Source organism: Paenibacillus sp. PK4536 (genome assembly GCF_028594455.2).
Classification (GTDB): domain Bacteria; phylum Bacillota; class Bacilli; order Paenibacillales; family Paenibacillaceae; genus Saccharibacillus; species Saccharibacillus nuruki.
This window is the reverse complement of record NZ_CP126313.1, coordinates 1,050,247-1,069,535: the sequence shown is the minus strand read 5'-3', so window position 1 is coordinate 1,069,535 and position 19,289 is coordinate 1,050,247. Positions and strand designations below refer to the sequence as shown.

Sequence of the window (19,289 nt, the reverse complement as noted above, 5' to 3'; positions counted from 1 at the left end):
CGACTCCTTTGTGTATAAAGTAATGCCGACATAAATAACAACCATATCCCTTGGCTTCTAAGCTGAAAATAAGAGAAAAAGACCTCGATGTAATCTGCCGAATCGAGGTCTACAAAGATATGATGGGAGGAAACCGTTCGGATAGGTGTGATCATAGAAGAGATTCGAAAGATAACAGAAGATTTTATATTTAATGTCAATTATTCTCCCATGATCCGGGTTGTTTTTATTGTAGCAAACCAAGAAGTACGCATCTATTAACTAAAGTTAACTTCAATAGATTTTTATGACAGAGGAGTCACTTTTTTATGAAGTGTAATATATCATTTCATCAGATTAAGATTCTGAAAACAATTCCAATTCTTGTGATTTGAGCAGAGCTTGTACACGAGAATTCACTTCAAGCTTGTTGTATATTCGGTTGATGTATACTTTGATCGTACCGATGGTGAGTCCTAATTGATCCGCAATTTGTTGATTGGAATGACCTTGATGGATCAGCTTAAGCACTGCTAATTCTTTGGGTGTTAATGCTTCGATAAGATGAGTAGTTGTTGGAAAAGGCACTTTGCCTTCTGCTTCTAACACACGTAGTAACTTGGTAATATACTCAGACATCGTTGGATGGTTGGCTACGCTACGGGTATGGCTTAACTTTTGCAATAAGATATAGACAATATCGCCTTCATCTACAAATGTCCGTATATAGTCAAAAGGCAGTACTAATTCGATCGCTTGCTGAAGTAATAGCACAGCAGTATCGGTCTGTCCTTTGCGATAAGTACAAATAGACTGAAGCACAATAGACGTGCATTCAATATGAATTGCATGTTCATGTTCCGCTAAAAAACGAATCGAAGATAAGATTTCTAAAGCAGTATTGTATTCTTTTTTGACCATAAGTACACGTGCTAATACTGTAAATGCTAGAGATTGATCTAAAGAAACACGATGTTGTGGTGTGATCGCAATCGAATCGAGTGTATTAACCGCTTGCTCGATGTTGCCTTCGTATAGGTCTATCCATGCACTAAAAGCATAGAGATGTTTGCGCCAGTTATGATGTGCACTTTCTTCAAGCAGTTGCAAAGTGTTTTCCAGAATCGTCCGCGCTGTAATATACTGCTTTTCTTTTAGTTTCAACTTAATAGTCGTTAAGCGAAAAGGAACCAGTATTCCGGGAACCATACGGTAACTTTCTTGTTTGGATACCACTTGCAACCAGTGCATACAGGTCGTCAGATCATTGCGTTCATAAGCCCCTTCCGCAATCGCTTGCATAATATACTGACAGAGTAGGGACTGTTCTCCATGATGTTGAGTAAGAAAATGTACCATTTCTTTGCCGACATTGGCTGTTTGTTGGTTGAGCAGACCTTTCAGACCAAAAGCTGTATTTCGAACAAAAGGTTCACTTTTGTTATAATTAAAGTTGAAAAAAACCGATTCTTGAGGTAATTCGCGACCTGCATGATGCATAAAAGAAAACCATTCATCAAAGTTACGCGAGACAAAAATCATATTGGTTTTGACCAGAAATAAAATACCTAGATGCTTAGAAGCACTGCCTGTAAGACCTAGCTCTTGTATACGTTGCTCGCAAGCTTTGAGTAACTGTGCTGATTCTTCAAAACGATCTGTAATACTCAAAATAAAAGCATGAATCAAACACAGTTTAATCGTACATTCGTAGTCATCAGGGAACAAGGTGAACCAGTGCAGTAACGTATCCAGTTCACCTTTGCCTAGCCATTCTTCAATATGTTCATCTATTAATTGAGAAGCTTGTTCATAGTTATGCGCGATCAAAGAATGATCGATCGCTTCTTCGATCCAATGACGATCTTTGTAGAGTTGACTGGCTTTTTGATGCCCTTCGATCCACAGCGACTCAGATGATTGACGTAATACATTTTGCACAAATTCAGCAAACAAATGATGGTACCGATACCATTCTCCTTCTTCATCGAGCGGAATCAGAAATAGAGTCAATCGTTGCAGACGATGTAGTTTATCCTGACTATCACTGAGTCCGGTAAGTTGATCGCAGAGTTCAGCATTGATACGCTTCAAAATCGAAGTCTGTAACAAAAAAGATTGCAGTTCTTCGTCTAACCGACTCCACACTTCTTGAAATAAGTAATCGGCAATATTGCGATGCTTTCCATTAAAATCTAGAAAAAAGCGATGCTGATCATCACCTTGTTGAATTGAAATCAAAGCCAACTGAATACCGGCAATCCAGCCTTCAGTCTGTTCAACAAGCATATGAATCATTTCTGAAGGTAATGAATAGCCCATCGTTTGCTTGCAAAATAAAGATACTTCTTCTTCTGAAAAAGCCATTTCGCCAGCAGCTATAATATTTAATTGTTGTCGTACCAACCATTTGCCGATATGTACAAAAGGAAGAGCATGACGAGAAGAGATATACAGATGCACATGCCTCGGTAAATAGTCGATGAGATACGAAAGACTGTTGTGAATATCCGGACTTCGAATAAAGTGATAGTCATCCAAAATGATCGCTAACGGTTGCTCTACTTTTTCTAATTCATAAATAAACATATCGATAAAAGAAGTCATTCCGCTTATGGATGAACTGGACAATAGCGGTAACAATCGTTCTTCCAGATCAGGAATCCGATAACAAGATAACGAATAGATAACATAACGCCAGAATCTGCGCTGATCGTTATCTCGTTCATCTAATGATAACCACGCATACGGTTGTTTTTTCTCATATAGCCATTGTCCAAGCAGAGTTGATTTGCCGCTACCTGCTGGCGCATACACCATATTGACTCTAAAATTCATGCCTTGTTCTACACGATGAATCCATTCGGGACGGTCGATCGTATAGGTTCGAATCATCGGTTTAGAGACTTTTGTTTTTAACAATATAGAACTTTCCATAGATCCCGTCCTGTCTCCTTGGATTACGATAAAAGGTTTTTACAAAGGCTCTTATCCTAATTGATCAAGGTTTATTTCGTATATTGTAATATATAGATACATCAAAAACGATAGAATAGATAGAGCGAAAAAAGGAGAGAATACAGTGAATTATATGCGACTAAAAGGAAGCTTAGATCAGCCTAGCCTAGATAATCGGCTTTCCTATAACCCTGAGATTATTGAATTTTACCTGAGTGCTACAGATATGCAACGAACAGACTTTATTCGTACTCGAATACGCGAGTTAAAAGCCAGAGGAGTTACAGTATATTTACACCATCCATCCCGATATCAACATACCTTTTTAGATATTATGAGCACAAATTTAGAATTGCGCCGATTTTATCATGAATCGACTCAACAATTGGTTCAAATTTGTAAAGAAGAAGGAGCTAAATGTGTGTTACATGCACATTATGTACGCAGTGAGAATGCAGAAGTATCACGCGAACGAACGATAGCTTTGCGAGAAGAGATTGCAGCTATTTTAGAATACGGACGAGAACAGATTGTCTGGGAAGATTCAACAGAAGGACTGTTTTGCTATTCTAATCCATACTTAATCGATGATCTGATTATCCCATTATCATTGCCTTTAAATGTAGATGTCAGTCATACCTTTATCGCCTTCCGGGGAGATAATCATAAATTACGTGAAGTGCTTGAGCGTACAGCACCTTATGCAGTGTACTATCATCTGGTAGATAGTATGGGACAAGTGCATGATTCTTTACCGTTAGGAGAGGGTCTTATCGATTGGCAGATGGTGAAGCCGTTTGTAGAGGGGAAAGATTATATTTTTGAAATTAATCTTGTAGGCGATCACAGCGATTGTACACCTATGGTGGAAAGTGCGAAGTATTTTGCAGCATTATCATAAGTTCATAAGTACCTGATCCATAAAAAATACACCAATATCAAAATACAGAAAAAGACCTTAATCCATGCTAGACGGATATAAGGTCTTTTTTCTGCTTATCTATTGTTTATATTTATAGGACGCGTCCTGTCAAAATACCAGTAGCTGCTCGTCTGCCAGAGATTGCCGCACCTTCCATAGTAGCAAGTAACGGTTGGTCTGTATAATCGCCAGCTAGAAAAAGACCATCGATCGGAGTGATCTGTTTGGGACGTTTGTGTTCATTGCCTTTAGCCAGACGATAGAAATTCTCTTTCCCTCGTATAATTCGATATTGGGTCATCGTATCTACATTAGGTAGATCCACTTCGTGTAGCGATTTTTTGGTGATTTCCCAGACTTCTTCATCCGGCAGATCAATTAAGCTATCAGGATCAACCAGAATAATCGAAGCTCGTCCTGTTGGACGCTTAAATGTTGTACGGGATTGTTCGCTAAATGACCCTAATTGTGTACCCGGGCCAAACGTTGTATGATCAGCATCTGCTAATTTCTCTGTCGCTTCAAATTGTGCAGTTACATAAGGCATCGATTCTAATGACAAGAAATCCTGAAACCATTCATGATTATGGAAATGTTCAGACAATAACATTTGAGCACGGCGAATATTTGTGGCAACAACTACTTGCTCTCCATAAATCTGTGAACTGTCTTCTAACTGCACACCGACTACTTTTTCGTTATCATATAATAAATGAGACACCGTTTTACCTGTCAGCACTTGTCCACCACGTTCTTCGATCGCTTTGGCAAGAGGACCTGTCATCACATCGGTCATGCCTCCTTTGAAAGCCCCAATACGTACTTTGGGTAGACGCGGTAAAGCAGGAGCGAATAGACCGAAAAACGCATACGCTGAGTATTCTTCGATAGGCAAAAAGAATATGCCTGATGATAATGGTTGAATCAATCGTTCGATTGCATCTGTCGACACGCTATATTTTTCCGCATATGCTTTGATCGAGTATTGATCCAAGTAATGTGGTTTGCTGATATAATCTTTAAATCCAGCTGTAAAAAAAGGAATTAGAGACGCTTTATCGGCGGGGGAAATAAGATCGTTATTACCCAACGCGCCAGCAATCGTTTTGAGAGGGGCTTTGAACGGATCGAGTCCAAATGTACCCTGTGCTTCGGTATGACGAATATTGGTTGTTTCTTCCCAGTGCACCATGTCACTCATCGAAATGCCTGCATTTTTTAGAATTTCAGGAAGCACTGTATAATAACCTAGAAATTTATGAAATCCAGATTCCACTTCCATCCCATCTTCTACCCAGTTAGCAGTTCGTCCACCAATATAAGGAGCGGCTTCAAGTACCATAACACGCTTACCTTTATCCGCTAATTCAAATGCGCAACAAAGACCAGCAAGTCCTGATCCAATAATAATGGTAGGTTCTAGCGAAGAGTCATTTTGCATATGTACCATAATTAAGTTCACCAACCTTTTCATCTTTTACTAAAGTATTAACCATTAATAGGGAGCATCAACTTTATTTGTATACATTTGTATTCAGTATATAGATTCTTTGTTATGATTTGAGATAAAAAAGGGGTTGAAATGAGATGCAGATTATTCATCGTATTCCATCTGTGGAAGAGTATTTGGCTCTACGCAAGGTTTCAGGTTTAAGTGAAATGAGTGTCGAAGGAGCCACTAAAGGGTTGCCGAATACACTGTTTGCTGTTGTGCTTGAAGAAGAAGAGCAAGCGATAGGGATGGGTCGAGTCGTAGGCGATGGCGGATTGTTTTTTCATATTACCGATATCTGTGTACGTCCTGAATATCAAGGTAAAGGATACGGCAAAGCGATTATGCGTGAAATCAAAACATACTTAGAAGAGAATGCATCTCCTCAATCCCATGCGGTATTATTTGCAGATCCACCAGCAGATCAATTGTATGCTCAGTACGGATTTACTTATACAGCTCCTCATTCCTTGGGCATGTGGTGGAAAAAGGAATAGAATTTTTCAAACCGTTGGTTTTCACAAACGATACTGACTGCTAATCATTAGAAACCTATAGAGATGATAGTCTACAACATGGTAAGATGAGAGTATTCGTAGTTTTCGAGTGCAAATTATGATAGGATAAACACCTATATAGAATGAGGAAGTGACCATATTGATTAATATAACAATCCCAACAGCGGATGTTACCATTACGAAACAAATTAACCCTGAGCTTAGCCATATTTATGGATTTACCGATTTTCATCTGATTTCGCGTGAAACAGGCGGTATCTTTATGTTCTATAACGAACAAGATGAATTACTATTTGTTGGTAAAGCACGTAAGCTTAGACCACGCGTCAAAAAGCATTTCGAAGATACCGTATCACCGATCAAAGATCACCGTGATGAAGTGACGAAGATTGAAGTCTGCTTGATCGACAACGCTATGGATCGTGAGATTTATGAGACGTACATTATCAATACACTACATGCGAAATACAATGTAGAAAAAGTATTTTACAAGTAAAATGGTGTTGATAGATAGATATTAATCATTTATAATTAAGTTAACAGATCTCGCCACGCATACCTTAGGGTTGCGCACCAGGGCGAGACAATTTTTTTATATGGAGTTATTTACATACAATGAAAATTATCCCTCACTCTATTAAGCCTTCCAAAACTGTTGAAGAGCAACTCGATATTTTCAAATCAAGAGGATTAATTATTGAGAATGAAGAATGGGCAAAGAGCATACTGACTCATATTAGTTATTATCGATTAACTGCGTATACGTTGTCTTTAAAAAATGGAAATCAATTTAATAAAAAGGTCACGTTCGAGAATATTTATCATCTTTATGAGTTTGATCTAAAATTAAGATCTTTGGTAATGGAAGTTACTGAAACTATTGAAATCTCTATGCGTACACATATTTCTCTTACACTTTCCCAAAATATGATGGCATGGGTTATATGTATGCTGAAAATTTTATGGATTCAGATAAACATGATAATTTTATCAAAGAATTAAATAGAACCCTTGAGCTGTCTAAAGATGTTTTTGTTAAGCATTACTATTCGAAATATGCTGGTGAGTTTCCTGTATGGGTAGCTATGGAAATTACTACTTTTGGAATGATATCTAAATTGTTCAAAAACTTAAAGAAGGAAGATAAAGACTACATAGGATATATGTATTATGGCGGTATAAAAGGGTTTTATATAGGTAGTTGGCTACATTCGATTAGTAATCTTAGAAATATATGTGCTCATTATGGACGAGTGTACAATAGAAATTTTCCACATCCTCCTCAATTATTTAAAAAAGATAAGCCAAAAATTATAGATGATAAGAAAGTTTTTTCGACCATTTTGATTATGAAATACTTCATCCCAAACAAAGATGTATGGAATGATTGGTTAGAAAAACTTAAAAATTTACTTGATATGTATTCAGAAATAGATCGAACATTAATAGGATTTCCGCCAGATTGGTATACTGTTTTAAAAAAATGAAATAATAATCTAAGTGAAAAAGACCTCTTTTATTTGATCCGATACCTTACATTCGGTAACAGATCATCAAAGAGGTCTTTTTATTTTTCGTTGTATTAGCGTTTTTTCGGCGTATATTCGAGATCACGGAATAAGCGATTGAGTTCATCGGTGGTAAGATCACGCCACTTGCCTATTGGTAAGTTACCCAGACGAATATTCATAATACGTGTACGGCGTAGTGCACGTACTTCATAACCAAGAGCAGAGCACATCCGGCGAATTTGACGATTCAATCCTTGGGTCAAAATGATTTTGAATACATATTTGGATTGTTGAACGACCTGACAAGGCAATGTAACCGTATCGAGAATCTCTACACCAGACGCCATGTTTTTTAGAAAAGAAGGCGTAATCGGTTGATCGACCGTTACGATATATTCTTTTTCATGTTTATTTTCAGCACGTAAAATTTCGTTGACGATATCGCCATCATTGGTCAGCATAATCAAGCCATCCGAGTCTTTATCGAGTCGCCCGACATGGAAAATACGTAAAGGATGATTAACAAAATCAACGATATTCCCCCGAATATGACGCTCGGTTGTACTGGTGATGCCTACCGGTTTGTTAAGCACGATATAGACATTTTCCTGTTCCACTTGGATCGGCTTGCCATTCACTCGAACGTCGTCGCCTTCTTCCACCTGACTTCCAAGCTCTGCAACCACACCATTGATCGTGACAATACCTTCATTGATCCATTTATCAGCACCCCGGCGGGATGTAATTCCAGATTCACTAATATATTTATTAATTCGCACGTATAAGCACACCTTTAACTCTAATTTTTGAGTCAGCTATTCTGCTCGAACTCAAGTCTATCTCTACGATACCCTTTTTTGCTGTATTTTAAAAGAATCATTCACAGATCTATAGATTATGACTTGGTATGCAAAATATGTTGCAGTGCTTTTTCCAAGCGACCGTATTTGAACATGAATCCTTCTTTGATCAGGCGATTAGGAACCACCCAGCGGCTTTTAAGTACCAATTCAGGCTCGGTACGGATGATTCGAGCACCCAGATTCAGCATCCATGTAGACGCAGGCAGACCGCCTTTACGATGCATCACTTTGCGCATGGTCGCCATCAGTTCCCGATTGGTGACTGGATTCGGCGACGTACAGTTAAATACTCCTTCCAGAGATTCCCACTCTTGAATAAATAAAATAATTTGGAATAAATCTTCAACATGAATCCAGCTAAACATCTGCTTGCCTGATCCTTGATGACCCCCTAGTCCAAAGCGAACAAGATTTTGAAAAGGAGTCATAACTCCACCGCCTGGGCCCAGTACAATTGCTATTCGTAATGCCGCTTGTCGTGTATGAGGAAGGTTAAACGCGAAAAAAGCTTCTTCCCAAGCTTTGGCAACATTCACTGAAAAGCCAGTCCCGATCTCGCCTTTCGTCTCGGTCATCGGACGATCTTCTGCATGACGATAAATAGTCGCTGTACTGGAATTCATCCATACCGCAGGTGGATGCTCACAATCCAAGATAGCGTTTCCAAGAGTCTGTGTGGTTTCTACTCGGGAATTCATAATCTCACGTTTGTTCTGCTCGTTATAACGACAATTGACCGATTTCCCCGCCAGATTAATCACCATCTCTGCGCCATCTAACGCTTGCACAATCCCTTGATAATCATCCCATGCGATATGTGGAGATTGTCTGGAAATGATCTGAACATCTATATTCATAGCTGTAAATTTTTTTTCCAAATACTGCCCGATAAATCCGGTACCGCCTGCTAATACCACTTTACGTGTCATCCCCATCAACTCACTTCTATTCAGATATTTTAATCTGCGTGCAAATACCTAATAATATCTATATTTTACACCATTTTATAAGTGTATAACGGTAAAAAAAGGAAACCACAAGATTCTTATAGCAGTTGACAGTCTCTTCAATCGTGTGTACAGTAAGATGCAAATGAATCGAATGACCACTAGGGGAGCCTTTGTGTAGGCTGAGACGGGAAGATCCCGGACCCTTGGAACCTGATCTAGTTCATACTAGCGTAGGAAAGTGGAGACTGTGCAAGAGTACCTGTACAATACGTACACCTATTCTGCCGCTCCATCACGGGGCGGCTTTTTTGCATGTATTTTTCCATATATTCCAGCAGTGGTCCTTCTTTATTAACCAAGCATCGATCATGATGCTTCAATCTAAGGAGGATACAATCATGACATTTTCACAGGAAATTAGACAGGCAGCAGACCCTATTTTTGAAGCGATTTTCAATCATCCCTTTGTTCAAGGCATTGCCAAAGGTGATCTGCGTAGTGAGCAGTTAATCCATTATGTAAAACAAGATTTTGAGTATTTGAATTCATTTATGCGTATCTATGGAACAGCGATTGCCAAGTGTCCAACACGCGAAGATATGGCGATGTTTAATGAACAGATTTCATTTGTGCTTCATAGTGAAATTCATCCTCATAATAATTTCTGTGATGTAGCAGGCGTAAGATATGAAGATTTACAAGGATACGCGCTTTCGCCTTCGTCTCATCATTATATTCGTCATATGTTAACGGTAGCTCATGAAGGTGATCTGGGTGATATTTTGGCTGTATTATTGCCTTGTCCGTGGACATACTGGGAAATTGGTGTGAAGTTACTGGAAGAGGTGAAGCCTGATGCATCTCATCCTTTTTATGATTGGATCAGCTTCTATGGCAATCGAACAGATACAATAACGCATCAATTTTGCGCTCGCTTAGATCAATGGGCAGAGCAGACAACACCTACACATCGTGCACGTATGAAAGAACATTTTCTACTGAGCTGTCAATTTGAATATATGTTCTGGGACATGGCTTACACGCTACAAGATTGGCCTGTACCGATGGAGGTTGCACGCGTATGAATGCTCAGCCGATCCATATGACATGGAAAATGAAAGAGGTTGTGTTAACAGTTATTTTAGCCGTAGCTTGCGGTGTGATTTATCTAGGATGGTCAACGTTATGGATACCGATCTCAGCACTGGTTGGACCGGTAGGTGCAGGATTTATGTTTGGCATCTGGATTATAGCAAGCCCGATTGTGGCTTATATTATTCGTAAGCCAGGCGCGGCGCTAATTGCTGAAGTAGCGGCAGCGGCTGTAGAGCTATTAACCGGTAGTCATTTTGGCTTATCTGCCTTATTGATCGGTGTGTTTCAAGGGATTGGAGCAGAGATTGCTTTCGCTCTATTTGGCTACAAACGATATAACTTGATGACTCTCATGTTGTCTGGTGCATTGGCAGCGGTAGGTGGAGTCCTTTATAACGTTATTGCTAACGGATTCGGTTACTATACAACTCAGGTATTGCTGTTAACGCTGATTATTCAAATGATCAGTGGAATGATTTTAGGTGGAGGGTTAGCTAAGATTGTCGTAGAAGCTTTGTGCAAAACAGGAGTGTTGGATCAATACGAAATTATGAAAGCACGTCGGAAGAAGGGAAAACCTAATGGAATCGCTTCTGGAGTGTAAAGACCTGTCGGTACGCTTTTATAATCGAGAAGCTAACGTTTTGAACGGTATTGATCTGTCGATTTCACGAGGTGAAAAAGTACTTATTTTGGGACCTAGTGGAAGTGGGAAGTCGACACTATTATCTGTGTTATCAGGCATTATTCCTGAACATGTAGAAGCCGAGGTGGAAGGTGAGATTCGATTAGCCCCTCAATGTGGAGTCATGTTCCAAGATCCAGATTCCCAGTTCTGTATGCTTCATGTGGATGAAGAGATCGCTTTTAGCTTAGAAAATCGCTTGATTCCCCGTGCTCAAATGGATGCCATGATAGAGACTGTCATGAAGCAAGTAGGTCTGGATATAGATGTGCATACGCCGATCGAGACATTGTCTGGTGGCATGAAGCAACGATTAGCATTAGCATGTCTGTTGGCACTTGAACCAGAAGTTCTTTTTTTCGATGAACCGACCGCACAATTAGATCCAGTCAGTCGTAAAGAAATCTTTCAATTGCTACATGAACTAGCAGATCAGCATGGACAGACAATGGTATTTGTCGAGCACACTTTAGATGGCTGTATACAGTGGATGGATCGAGTCATTCTTATGAATGCACAAGGCAGTATGATTGCGCAAGGAGAGCCAGCAGAGATGATCCAGCGATATCGTGCAGAGATGCAAGAAGCAGGCATCTGGCAACCCAAATTATTTCCGTATACATGGGAAGATGTGCAAGACTATCCTTCGCATCCATTAGCCCAGCGATTGCAACAGACTTTACAACAACGACGTGCTTCTGCATTAGATGCAGACCAAGAAAGTAAAGGTGGGTCTGCTATCATCGTAACCGAGCAACTGGATATCGGTTATCGTCAAAAGTCTGTGATGCGTGATATGAATATCCGTATTGCGTCAGGGGAATGGGTAGCGATTGTCGGTGCGAATGGAAGTGGCAAGAGCACATTTCTCAAAAGCCTGATCCGTCTAGAATGTATCCGTAGCGGACAACTTTACTTTCAAGATATCCCTTTGAAAAAGTGGAGTGATCGCGATCTATATGAGCAAGCAGGATTTGTTTTTCAAAATCCTGAACTGCAATTTGTGACAGATACTGTATTTGATGAGATTGCTTTTGGAGGACGACAACGCAATTGGAGCGAAGAAGAAGTGTATGCCAGAACGGTACAGTTGCTACAGGAATTTGGCTTAGAAAACTATCAGGATCAACATCCATTTACACTCAGTCTGGGGCAAAAGCGGCGCTTGAGTGTAGCGACTATGTTGTTATTTGACCAATCTTTACTTCTATTAGATGAACCGACCTTTGGACAAGATGCACGTACATCAGCTGAATTGATCAAGCGATTACAACAAAGGCAAGCACAAGGTACTACGATTGTGATGGTGACACACGATATGGATCTGGTCGATGAATACGCCAATCGAGTGATTGTGTTTGATCAGGGCAAAGTAATCTACAATGGTGCGCCGTATCATCTATTTACACATCCCGAATCTATCGGTCATCATGCGATTATTGCTCCGCTTCATTATCAACTGATGAAGCCAGAGAAGGAGCGGAGTATTATATGAAAAGCAATGACTCCTGGTTATCAACATTGAATCCGACGATCAAGTTGGTAACTCATTTGTTAGTGATGTGTGTATTGATGGCGGTGACTGATCCTCGGATCACCTTAGCGATCTGGATAGTAGCACTGGTGATTGGATTGACGCTAGGTGGATGGCGTATTCCTTATTTGCTCAAACGGTTATTGCCGTATACGATCTTTTTTGTGATGATTTTTTGGATGATGGCAGCCTTTGGTAAAGGGGAGCATACTCTGTGGCAATGGGGATGGTTCCATATCACCGAAGAAAGTCTAAACAATGGACTAATGATCGCACTTCGTATGCTTGGCTTTGTCACGTATGGCTTGCTGTTCACATCTACAACCGATCTGACTGCTATGATTATGAGTCTGGTCCACCAATGCCGATTGTCGCCTAAATGGGCTTATGGACTGTTAGCTGGATTTCGCTTTATCCCGCTTTTTCAGACGGAACTAGCTCAAATGAAATCAGCACATAAGATTAGAGGATATAAGCAGAAGAATAGTTGGAAATCCTTCATCCGCTACGCCCTACCGCTATTCACTCAGGGTATTCGGAAGTCTGAACGAATAGCGATAGCTATGGAAGCACGCGGATTCACAGGCACGCGCCAGCGCACGTATTATCTGACTCCGCAATTAACGGGGAAAGATGGATGGTATTGTGGATTATTGTTGGTAGTTGTTCTGTGTATAGCTGTAGTATTAAAAACATAGATTCATAGAAGGAGCATCTTGTTGTAGTCAAGATGCTCCTTCTTTTACCTTCTATAGTATTTGCATGCCGATCACAGCTTATGTAAACTTACTATAATTACCAATAGTCTTTAATAAAAAAGAGGTGAGCCTTTTGCATATCGTATGGAGCAGTTTGTTTATTACGATGGGAATACTGATTGCTATCGTTGCACTATTTACATGGATCACAATCACAGCTGTCAGATCCTATCGCAATAAACATTAATCTACATAGAAGTATCAATATTTACTAAAAGCATCTTGGTTTTCTTGTACATTTTCTAAATAGACAATCTGACCTTCTTCATTTACACGAGCAATATCAATGCCTGTTTTGGCATATACGGTTCCTTCGCTCGACATTCCACATACTGCCCAGCGGGATTCGTAGGTTCCGTTGTTTTGCAGTTCCCACGGTTCATGCATATGTTTGATATCGATATTATATTGATAGAACATGTCGATAAAGTTTTTGAATCCTTTACGTGATGATCCATTTAATACGATCTCTACATCAGGAATAAATAAATTCAGTAATTGTTCCATCGCTTGTTCATCAGTACGTGAAGCATCGAATAAGCGAAAATAGTCATTTAGTGTGTGTACTGCGGTTGTCATTTTACAAATCTCCCTTTGATTAAAAACACAATCATACCGTTATTTTGATTAATAGTTTGATGAAAATCGAACTAATAAAGTGTAGCACATTTTCAAAGTAATAAATAGTTCGACCAAAATCGTACTTTTCAATTGATAGTTGCTCCAATAAATGATAAGTTGAAGAGTATGAAAATATTAGAAGCTGTAGCACCGACACCAATCAAGCTTGTAGACGTATTCAGTGCACTAAGTGATCCTGTGCGACTGAAAATACTACTGTGTCTTGCCCATCATGGAGAAAAAAGCTGTGCAGGTTTTCAGATGAGTCATATTTCCAAATCAACATTGTCTCATCATGTTAAAATATTACGCGAAATAGGGCTTATCCAATTACGCATCGAAGGCAGACAGCATTTTTATAGCATTTGCCGCAGTGAACTAGACACTCAATTTCCTGGATTACTAACATCGATTCTTCAAACCGAAGAAGAAGATCTAGTGTAATCTGTATATTCTCAAATTTATTCGCTTTGAAAGAAGGTATACCATGAATAAACCGTCCATTTATGGATTAACATTAGATCAATTATCAGCATGGCTAGGTGAACGTGGACATAAGAAATTCCGCGCAAGTCAAGTCTGGGATTATTTGTATCGTCAGCGTGTAACTGAATTTAATAACATGACTGAAGTGAATCCTGCTTGTATCGCTTTGCTTACCGAGCACTTTGCGATTCAAACATTAACTGAACATGTGAAGCAAGAATCTGCCGATGGTACAGTAAAATTTCTGTTCCGTTTGGAAGATGGCAACTTGATCGAAACCGTATTGATGCGTCAGAAGTATGGTCAATCGGTCTGTGTCACCACGCAAGTAGGCTGTAATATTGGTTGTAGCTTTTGCGCTAGTGGTCTGATTAAGAAAAGTCGTGATCTAACCGCAGGTGAGATTGTCGAGCAGATTATGAAAGTACAATTTCATCTGGATGCAGCCGCGCAAGACCAATTGGTGACTCATATCGTAGTAATGGGTATCGGCGAACCATTTGATAACTTTGAAAATATGGTCGATTTCTTAAATATCGTGAAGGACCGCAAAGGTCTAGTTATCGCTCCTAAACGAATCACTGTATCTACAAGTGGTCTGCCTGATAAAATTAGAGAATTTGCAGATAGCGATCTTCAGGTCAATCTTGCACTTTCATTACATGCACCGAATAACGAATTACGTACACGTATTATGAAAATTAACCGTGCGTATCCGCTAGAGCAATTAATGTCTGCTGTAGAGTATTATCTGACCAAAACGAATCGTCGTATTATGTTAGAATACATTTTGCTACGTGATGTGAATGATCATCAAGAACATGCACAGCAATTAGCAGATCTGATCGCTCATATGAACAAATCAGCGAGTGTCAATCTAATCCCTTATAATCCGGTGGATGAGCATAGTCAGTATCAACGTAGCTCCCAAGAATCAATTATCACCTTCTATGATACGTTGAAAAAGAATGGTGTGAACTGTACGGTTCGCTTAGAGCACGGTACAGATATTGATGCCGCTTGCGGACAATTGCGCAGTAAACAGATCAAAAAAGCAGCACAAGCAGAAAAAGAAGAAAATCCAGTAGTTGTCGGTTCTTAAAAAACAGATGGATAAAGCCTTTCTTATCGTTAACTAGATAAATACGTGAAAATGCGAGCTGTCGGTCAACTTCGGCAGCTTTTTTTTTAATTTATTTTATAATGCATCGATCGTAGCTCAATCATAGTCAGATCGCACATCTTGTCGAATTTTGAAATAAAAAGTAATTATCTATCAAAAGTTAGCCGATAAATAGAGTATCATCACGAGCTAACGGAAAATAAGAACATACACCATAGGAGAACGATATGAGAAGAAATCAACATCATTTTGTAAAGAAATGGATGTTCTTTATGCTAGCATTCATTATCGTCATCGGAATTATATGGGGAGTCTATACATACCGGTCTCAACCCAGCATCCCCCCTACAGCAACCTTTATTACATCACACATGGTCAATGAAAATGGAACGTTAGCCAGTCGTCTTTTACCTGCTCCTTCAACCAATCCTGATATTGTCGCAGGGAAAGAAGCCTTGTCTGAATCGTTAGGATTATGGATGCAATATGCATTAATGACCGATGATCAGAAGAGTTTTGAACACAGTTATACGTTGTTGAATCAGTATTTTTTGAATCCAGAGAAGCATTATATTTATTGGAAATTAGAGCCGAATGGCCAGTCCAAAGTGAATACGAATGCACTGGGTGATGATCTGCGAATCGTAGGTGCATTATTACAAGCATCTACACAATGGCAACAGCAGAGTTATACCACAACAGCCAAGCAAATTGTCGATACATTACTTGCTTCAGATCAACAACATGGTTATCTGGTAGACTATCATGATTTTGAACACGGATATTCTGCAGATGTCCTGAGCTTAACGTATATTGATGTCCCTGCTCTGGAACAGATGAAGCAGACAAATATGATTTCTGCTGAAGAGTATAACAAGTACACCGATCTATTGCGGAATACTCCGAATGATGGAGTGTTTTACCCTAGAACGTATAGTGTAGCTACAGGCAAATACAATTATGACGATACGATTAATCTGATTGATCAATTGATTTTGGCTCTGCATCGTAGTGAATTGGGGCAACCTTCATTCGAATTGACCGCTTTTATGAAAAAAGAATTTGAGCAACACCATCAATTAGCCGGTCGCTATAAGCGTGCAGACCAGACAGCAGATGTGGCTTACGAATCACCAGCAGTCTACGGACTCGCAATCTTATTAGCCCTTCAGGAGAAAGATCAGGCTTGGGCAGAACAGTTATATGCTCAAATGTTGACGATGCGAGGCTGGGATCAAGCTTATCCGGGGGGCTATGTATTTGATGGCGACACCCATATTTTTGATAATTTATTTCCTCTTTTAGCGGAGACACTTTTGCAGAAGGGCAGTGAAACGAAGTAAATGAGAACGAGTCGGAAACGTAAAGAATTAAGTACGAATACGAGCCTTATTAGCCAGATGACATGGGGTTATATTATTTTGATTGTACTTGCGATGGTGCAAGAAATTCTTGTTTTTTTCAATATCTATACCAGCCACTCGTATAGTCTGCTAGAAATATCTTTAAATATCGTTGCGATGTGTGCTTTATTATTCGGATTTGTAGTTTCTATGGGCATTGCAGTAGTTGTTATTTTTATATTTTTAGTGACTTATTTTGTATGGATGGTGACATATGCGCCTGTAAATACGTTGATCTTTTTTGAGTTGTTTTTGATTCCTGCCAATATTCTAATAGCCGCGTTTATCAAATCGACATTGATCCGTAACAAAAGGGTCAGTGAGCGCCTAGAAGTTTTACGTAAACGTGATCCAGAAGTGGATTTGTATACATCGTTAGGTAATAAAAAAGCATTAGGCGATACGGTAGTGAAGCAATCGAATTTAGCCAGACGTTATTCAGATAGATACACATTCTCGGTAGCGATGTTCAAGATCGAATTTTTGGCATTGGTACAAGAATCGTTAGGCAGTCAGCTATACTCGCAACTATTGCTAGAGTTGTCCGAGACGATTCAGAAGCAGATTCGTTATGAAGATTATAAATTTTCGATTGAAGATGGACGTTTTATTATTTTGTGTCCTATGACAGATCAGCAGTATTTACAATTACTAACCGATCGGATCAAGAATGCCATGATGGATATGAAATTTTTGGACAAAAAAGGCAATGACTTGAAGCTGGTTATTCGTGCAGGAGCTTTCGTATTTCAAAAAGAGCAGTTTAGCACATACGAGAATATTGATGAGATTATTGCTGCTTTGGAACGCAACACCGAGACGGATTTGATTGCAGAATATATCTAACACAATGTCTATTGAAAAGGAGGTAATAATACATGGAATATACGAGTTGGTTTATCCCGCTTTGTATTGTAATTAGCAGTTTATTTGGGATCGCTATTATTGTATTGACGATCATGACACTGGTTTTTCGTGCCAATGTAAATAGAAAGTATGACCGGGGGAAAAATCATGTCTGATGCTATTTTACTCATCTCGATTATGAGTATTTGGATCGCTGTATTTGAATCCATTGTGATTATGTGGGGCGCGATTCGTTTTATGTTTAAGCAGAACAAAATCCCGACGGTGATTCCTGAAAATATGGATCATTTCCCAAGTGTTACCGTGATCGTACCTGCTCACAATGAAGAGATTGTGATCATATCTACTGTAGAGCATATTCTCAAGCTTAATTATCCACCAGAAAAAGTACAGATTATTATCGTTGCTGATAATTGTAGCGATAATACAGCAAGTCGCCTGCGAGAGTTGAAAGATAAGCCGCCTTATCGTGATCGGGACTTTACCATTATGGAACGTACCGGTAGCGGAGGGAAATCAGGAGCATTGAATGATGCAATGGTCATTTCTAAAGGGGAATGGTTATGTGTATATGATGCAGATGCTGCACCTGAGAAAAATGCACTTCTTTTTCTTACTCAAAAAGCGATGGAACAACCGGAGAAATATGGCGCTGTATTTGGTCGTAACAAAGCACGGAATCGCAGTCAAAACTTTCTATCCGGTTGTATCAATCTAGAGCTGATTACGATTCAGCGTGTTCATCACACAGGCATGTGGGAGTTATTTGGACTTGGAACGATTCCGGGTACGAACTTTATCGTACGCAAAGACTTGATGGAAGAGATCGGTGGTTGGGACCCTCAGGCGATTACCGAAGATACCGCAATTTCATTTGAAATTTTGACCCGTGGCAAGTTAATTGCACTGGCTCCACAAGCTGAAGCGTACCAACAAGAACCGGAACTACTTAGTGTTTATATGAAGCAACGGGAACGCTGGTCGAAAGGCAATTACAGCGTAGTTATGGACAATATTCATCATTTGTTCGATAAAACAAGCTGGCGTATTAAGCTTCATGTGATGTATTATGCGGCTAGCTACTTCTGGTTTATGATTGCGATTATCGTCTCGGATATCATTTTCCTCGCCAATATTGTGTATCAGATCATTGAGCTATTTAATCCAGCAGTGATTTCGCCATTCCAATTTGTAGGCGATGTGTATGTGTATCTCGTGATTGGTTGGGCACTGATGTATTATATCTATGTATTGCAGATTAATATGGCACTGGCGACAGATATCGGACAAAGTAATACACGTAACTTTATTTTATCGTGCGTCTCGTACTTCACGTATTCGCAACTGTTCCTGATTATTTCGGTCAAAGCATTCTTCTCGATTACGTATGATCGAATTACAGGTAGAGAAAGCAAATGGTACAAAACCAAACGCTTTGGCTAAAATAATAAGCTTTAATTATAAAAACAAAATAAAAGCCAGTCTCTATTGTAGAGGCTGGCTTTTATTTATTAGAGTGTACTT

At 39.5% G+C, this 19,289-nt stretch carries 18 protein-coding genes, 1 pseudogene and 1 riboswitch; of the genes and pseudogenes, 14 read left to right on the top strand and 5 right to left on the bottom strand.

Annotation, left to right across the window (positions count from 1 at the left end):
* Positions 1–336 precede the first annotated feature (336 nt).
* Positions 337–2,916, bottom strand: a complete 2,580-nt coding sequence (locus PO903_RS04980; RefSeq protein WP_273592787.1) for a winged helix-turn-helix domain-containing protein — start codon at positions 2,914–2,916, stop codon at positions 337–339.
* 154 nt (positions 2,917–3,070) lie between these two features.
* Here PO903_RS04980 and PO903_RS04975 point away from each other — a divergent pair, with 154 nt between their 5' ends.
* The gene (locus tag PO903_RS04975; protein ID WP_241669395.1) at positions 3,071–3,838 is read left to right on the top strand and encodes a TIM barrel protein; all 768 of its coding nucleotides are present in this window, start codon (positions 3,071–3,073) and stop codon (positions 3,836–3,838) included.
* A 112-nt stretch (positions 3,839–3,950) separates the two neighbouring features.
* Here the strand turns inward: PO903_RS04975 and PO903_RS04970 are convergent, their stop codons facing one another.
* Complete coding sequence (locus tag PO903_RS04970; protein WP_273592786.1) at positions 3,951–5,309, bottom strand: hydroxysqualene dehydroxylase; 1,359 nt, start codon at positions 5,307–5,309, stop codon at positions 3,951–3,953.
* 137 nt (positions 5,310–5,446) lie between these two features.
* Between PO903_RS04970 and PO903_RS04965 the strand changes: the two genes are divergently transcribed.
* The 3 genes and pseudogenes from PO903_RS04965 (at position 5,447) to PO903_RS22280 (ending at position 7,356) form a co-directional block, all read left to right on the top strand.
* Positions 5,447–5,848, top strand: coding sequence for a GNAT family N-acetyltransferase (locus tag PO903_RS04965; protein WP_273592785.1), 402 nt, complete (start codon positions 5,447–5,449; stop codon positions 5,846–5,848).
* A 160-nt stretch (positions 5,849–6,008) separates the two neighbouring features.
* On the top strand, positions 6,009–6,365 hold the full coding sequence (locus PO903_RS04960) for a nucleotide excision repair endonuclease (protein ID WP_069326517.1): 357 nt from the start codon (positions 6,009–6,011) through the stop codon (positions 6,363–6,365).
* Positions 6,366–6,484: 119 nt separating this feature from the next.
* Positions 6,485–7,356 (top strand): annotated as a pseudogene (locus PO903_RS22280) (Abi family protein).
* 95 nt (positions 7,357–7,451) lie between these two features.
* Here PO903_RS22280 and rluF read toward each other — a convergent pair.
* Both rluF and PO903_RS04940 read right to left on the bottom strand, forming a co-directional pair.
* A complete protein-coding gene (gene rluF / locus PO903_RS04945) occupies positions 7,452–8,159 on the bottom strand; it encodes a 23S rRNA pseudouridine(2604) synthase RluF (RefSeq protein ID WP_273592782.1) in 708 nt (235 codons plus the stop codon).
* Positions 8,160–8,275: 116 nt separating this feature from the next.
* The gene (locus PO903_RS04940) at positions 8,276–9,172 is read right to left on the bottom strand and encodes a TIGR01777 family oxidoreductase (RefSeq protein ID WP_273594621.1); all 897 of its coding nucleotides are present in this window, start codon (positions 9,170–9,172) and stop codon (positions 8,276–8,278) included.
* A 171-nt stretch (positions 9,173–9,343) separates the two neighbouring features.
* Positions 9,344–9,447, top strand: a riboswitch (TPP riboswitch).
* Between the two features lie 144 nt (positions 9,448–9,591).
* Between PO903_RS04940 and tenA the strand changes: the two genes are divergently transcribed.
* The 4 genes from tenA to PO903_RS04920 are packed head-to-tail and all read left to right on the top strand — an operon-like array spanning position 9,592 to position 13,205.
* On the top strand, positions 9,592–10,278 hold the full coding sequence (gene tenA, locus PO903_RS04935) for a thiaminase II (RefSeq protein WP_273592781.1): 687 nt from the start codon (positions 9,592–9,594) through the stop codon (positions 10,276–10,278).
* A 17-nt stretch (positions 10,279–10,295) separates the two neighbouring features.
* Positions 10,296–10,892 (top strand): ECF transporter S component, encoded by a 597-nt coding sequence (locus tag PO903_RS04930; protein WP_069326610.1) that lies wholly within the window; start codon positions 10,296–10,298, stop codon positions 10,890–10,892.
* A complete protein-coding gene (locus tag PO903_RS04925; RefSeq protein ID WP_273592780.1) occupies positions 10,870–12,468 on the top strand; it encodes an ABC transporter ATP-binding protein in 1,599 nt (532 codons plus the stop codon). The genes PO903_RS04930 and PO903_RS04925 overlap by 23 nt, the downstream gene beginning before the upstream one ends.
* Positions 12,465–13,205 (top strand): energy-coupling factor transporter transmembrane component T family protein, encoded by a 741-nt coding sequence (locus PO903_RS04920; RefSeq protein WP_273592779.1) that lies wholly within the window; start codon positions 12,465–12,467, stop codon positions 13,203–13,205. The genes PO903_RS04925 and PO903_RS04920 overlap by 4 nt, the downstream gene beginning before the upstream one ends.
* A 261-nt stretch (positions 13,206–13,466) precedes the next feature.
* On the opposite strand, the gene PO903_RS04915 is transcribed toward PO903_RS04920, so the two are convergent.
* On the bottom strand, positions 13,467–13,844 hold the full coding sequence (locus PO903_RS04915; RefSeq protein ID WP_273592778.1) for a nuclear transport factor 2 family protein: 378 nt from the start codon (positions 13,842–13,844) through the stop codon (positions 13,467–13,469).
* Positions 13,845–14,012: 168 nt separating this feature from the next.
* Between PO903_RS04915 and PO903_RS04910 the strand changes: the two genes are divergently transcribed.
* The 6 genes from PO903_RS04910 (at position 14,013) to PO903_RS04885 (ending at position 19,208) form a co-directional block, all read left to right on the top strand.
* Positions 14,013–14,330: an ArsR/SmtB family transcription factor gene (locus tag PO903_RS04910; protein ID WP_069326524.1), complete on the top strand. Its 318-nt coding sequence runs from the start codon at positions 14,013–14,015 to the stop codon at positions 14,328–14,330.
* A gap of 43 nt (positions 14,331–14,373) precedes the next feature.
* Entirely contained in the window at positions 14,374–15,474 is a 1,101-nt protein-coding gene (gene rlmN, locus PO903_RS04905; RefSeq protein ID WP_069326525.1) for a dual-specificity RNA methyltransferase RlmN, read from the top strand.
* Between the two features lie 248 nt (positions 15,475–15,722).
* Positions 15,723–16,838, top strand: coding sequence for a glycosyl hydrolase family 8 (locus PO903_RS04900; protein WP_137224081.1), 1,116 nt, complete (start codon positions 15,723–15,725; stop codon positions 16,836–16,838).
* Positions 16,839–17,744, top strand: coding sequence for a GGDEF domain-containing protein (locus PO903_RS04895; RefSeq protein ID WP_273592777.1), 906 nt, complete (start codon positions 16,839–16,841; stop codon positions 17,742–17,744).
* Between the two features lie 32 nt (positions 17,745–17,776).
* The gene (locus tag PO903_RS04890; protein ID WP_175425122.1) at positions 17,777–17,920 is read left to right on the top strand and encodes a hypothetical protein; all 144 of its coding nucleotides are present in this window, start codon (positions 17,777–17,779) and stop codon (positions 17,918–17,920) included.
* Positions 17,913–19,208 (top strand): glycosyltransferase family 2 protein, encoded by a 1,296-nt coding sequence (locus PO903_RS04885; protein WP_069326528.1) that lies wholly within the window; start codon positions 17,913–17,915, stop codon positions 19,206–19,208. The genes PO903_RS04890 and PO903_RS04885 overlap by 8 nt, the downstream gene beginning before the upstream one ends.
* Positions 19,209–19,289: the final 81 nt, after the last annotated feature.

Coding starts and splice junctions, on each gene's coding strand:
- PO903_RS04980 (WP_273592787.1), bottom strand. CDS start 2,916: ATGGAAAGTTCTATATTGTTAAAAACAAAAGTCTCTAAACCGATGATT.
- PO903_RS04975 (WP_241669395.1), top strand. CDS start 3,071: ATGCGACTAAAAGGAAGCTTAGATCAGCCTAGCCTAGATAATCGGCTT.
- PO903_RS04970 (WP_273592786.1), bottom strand. CDS start 5,309: ATGGTACATATGCAAAATGACTCTTCGCTAGAACCTACCATTATTATT.
- PO903_RS04965 (WP_273592785.1), top strand. CDS start 5,447: ATGCAGATTATTCATCGTATTCCATCTGTGGAAGAGTATTTGGCTCTA.
- PO903_RS04940 (WP_273594621.1), bottom strand. CDS start 9,172: ATGACACGTAAAGTGGTATTAGCAGGCGGTACCGGATTTATCGGGCAG.
- tenA (WP_273592781.1), top strand. CDS start 9,592: ATGACATTTTCACAGGAAATTAGACAGGCAGCAGACCCTATTTTTGAA.
- PO903_RS04930 (WP_069326610.1), top strand. CDS start 10,296: ATGACATGGAAAATGAAAGAGGTTGTGTTAACAGTTATTTTAGCCGTA.
- PO903_RS04925 (WP_273592780.1), top strand. CDS start 10,870: ATGGAATCGCTTCTGGAGTGTAAAGACCTGTCGGTACGCTTTTATAAT.
- PO903_RS04920 (WP_273592779.1), top strand. CDS start 12,465: ATGAAAAGCAATGACTCCTGGTTATCAACATTGAATCCGACGATCAAG.
- PO903_RS04915 (WP_273592778.1), bottom strand. CDS start 13,844: ATGACAACCGCAGTACACACACTAAATGACTATTTTCGCTTATTCGAT.
- PO903_RS04910 (WP_069326524.1), top strand. CDS start 14,013: ATGAAAATATTAGAAGCTGTAGCACCGACACCAATCAAGCTTGTAGAC.
- rlmN (WP_069326525.1), top strand. CDS start 14,374: ATGAATAAACCGTCCATTTATGGATTAACATTAGATCAATTATCAGCA.
- PO903_RS04900 (WP_137224081.1), top strand. CDS start 15,723: ATGAGAAGAAATCAACATCATTTTGTAAAGAAATGGATGTTCTTTATG.
- PO903_RS04895 (WP_273592777.1), top strand. CDS start 16,839: ATGAGAACGAGTCGGAAACGTAAAGAATTAAGTACGAATACGAGCCTT.
- PO903_RS04890 (WP_175425122.1), top strand. CDS start 17,777: ATGGAATATACGAGTTGGTTTATCCCGCTTTGTATTGTAATTAGCAGT.
- PO903_RS04885 (WP_069326528.1), top strand. CDS start 17,913: ATGTCTGATGCTATTTTACTCATCTCGATTATGAGTATTTGGATCGCT.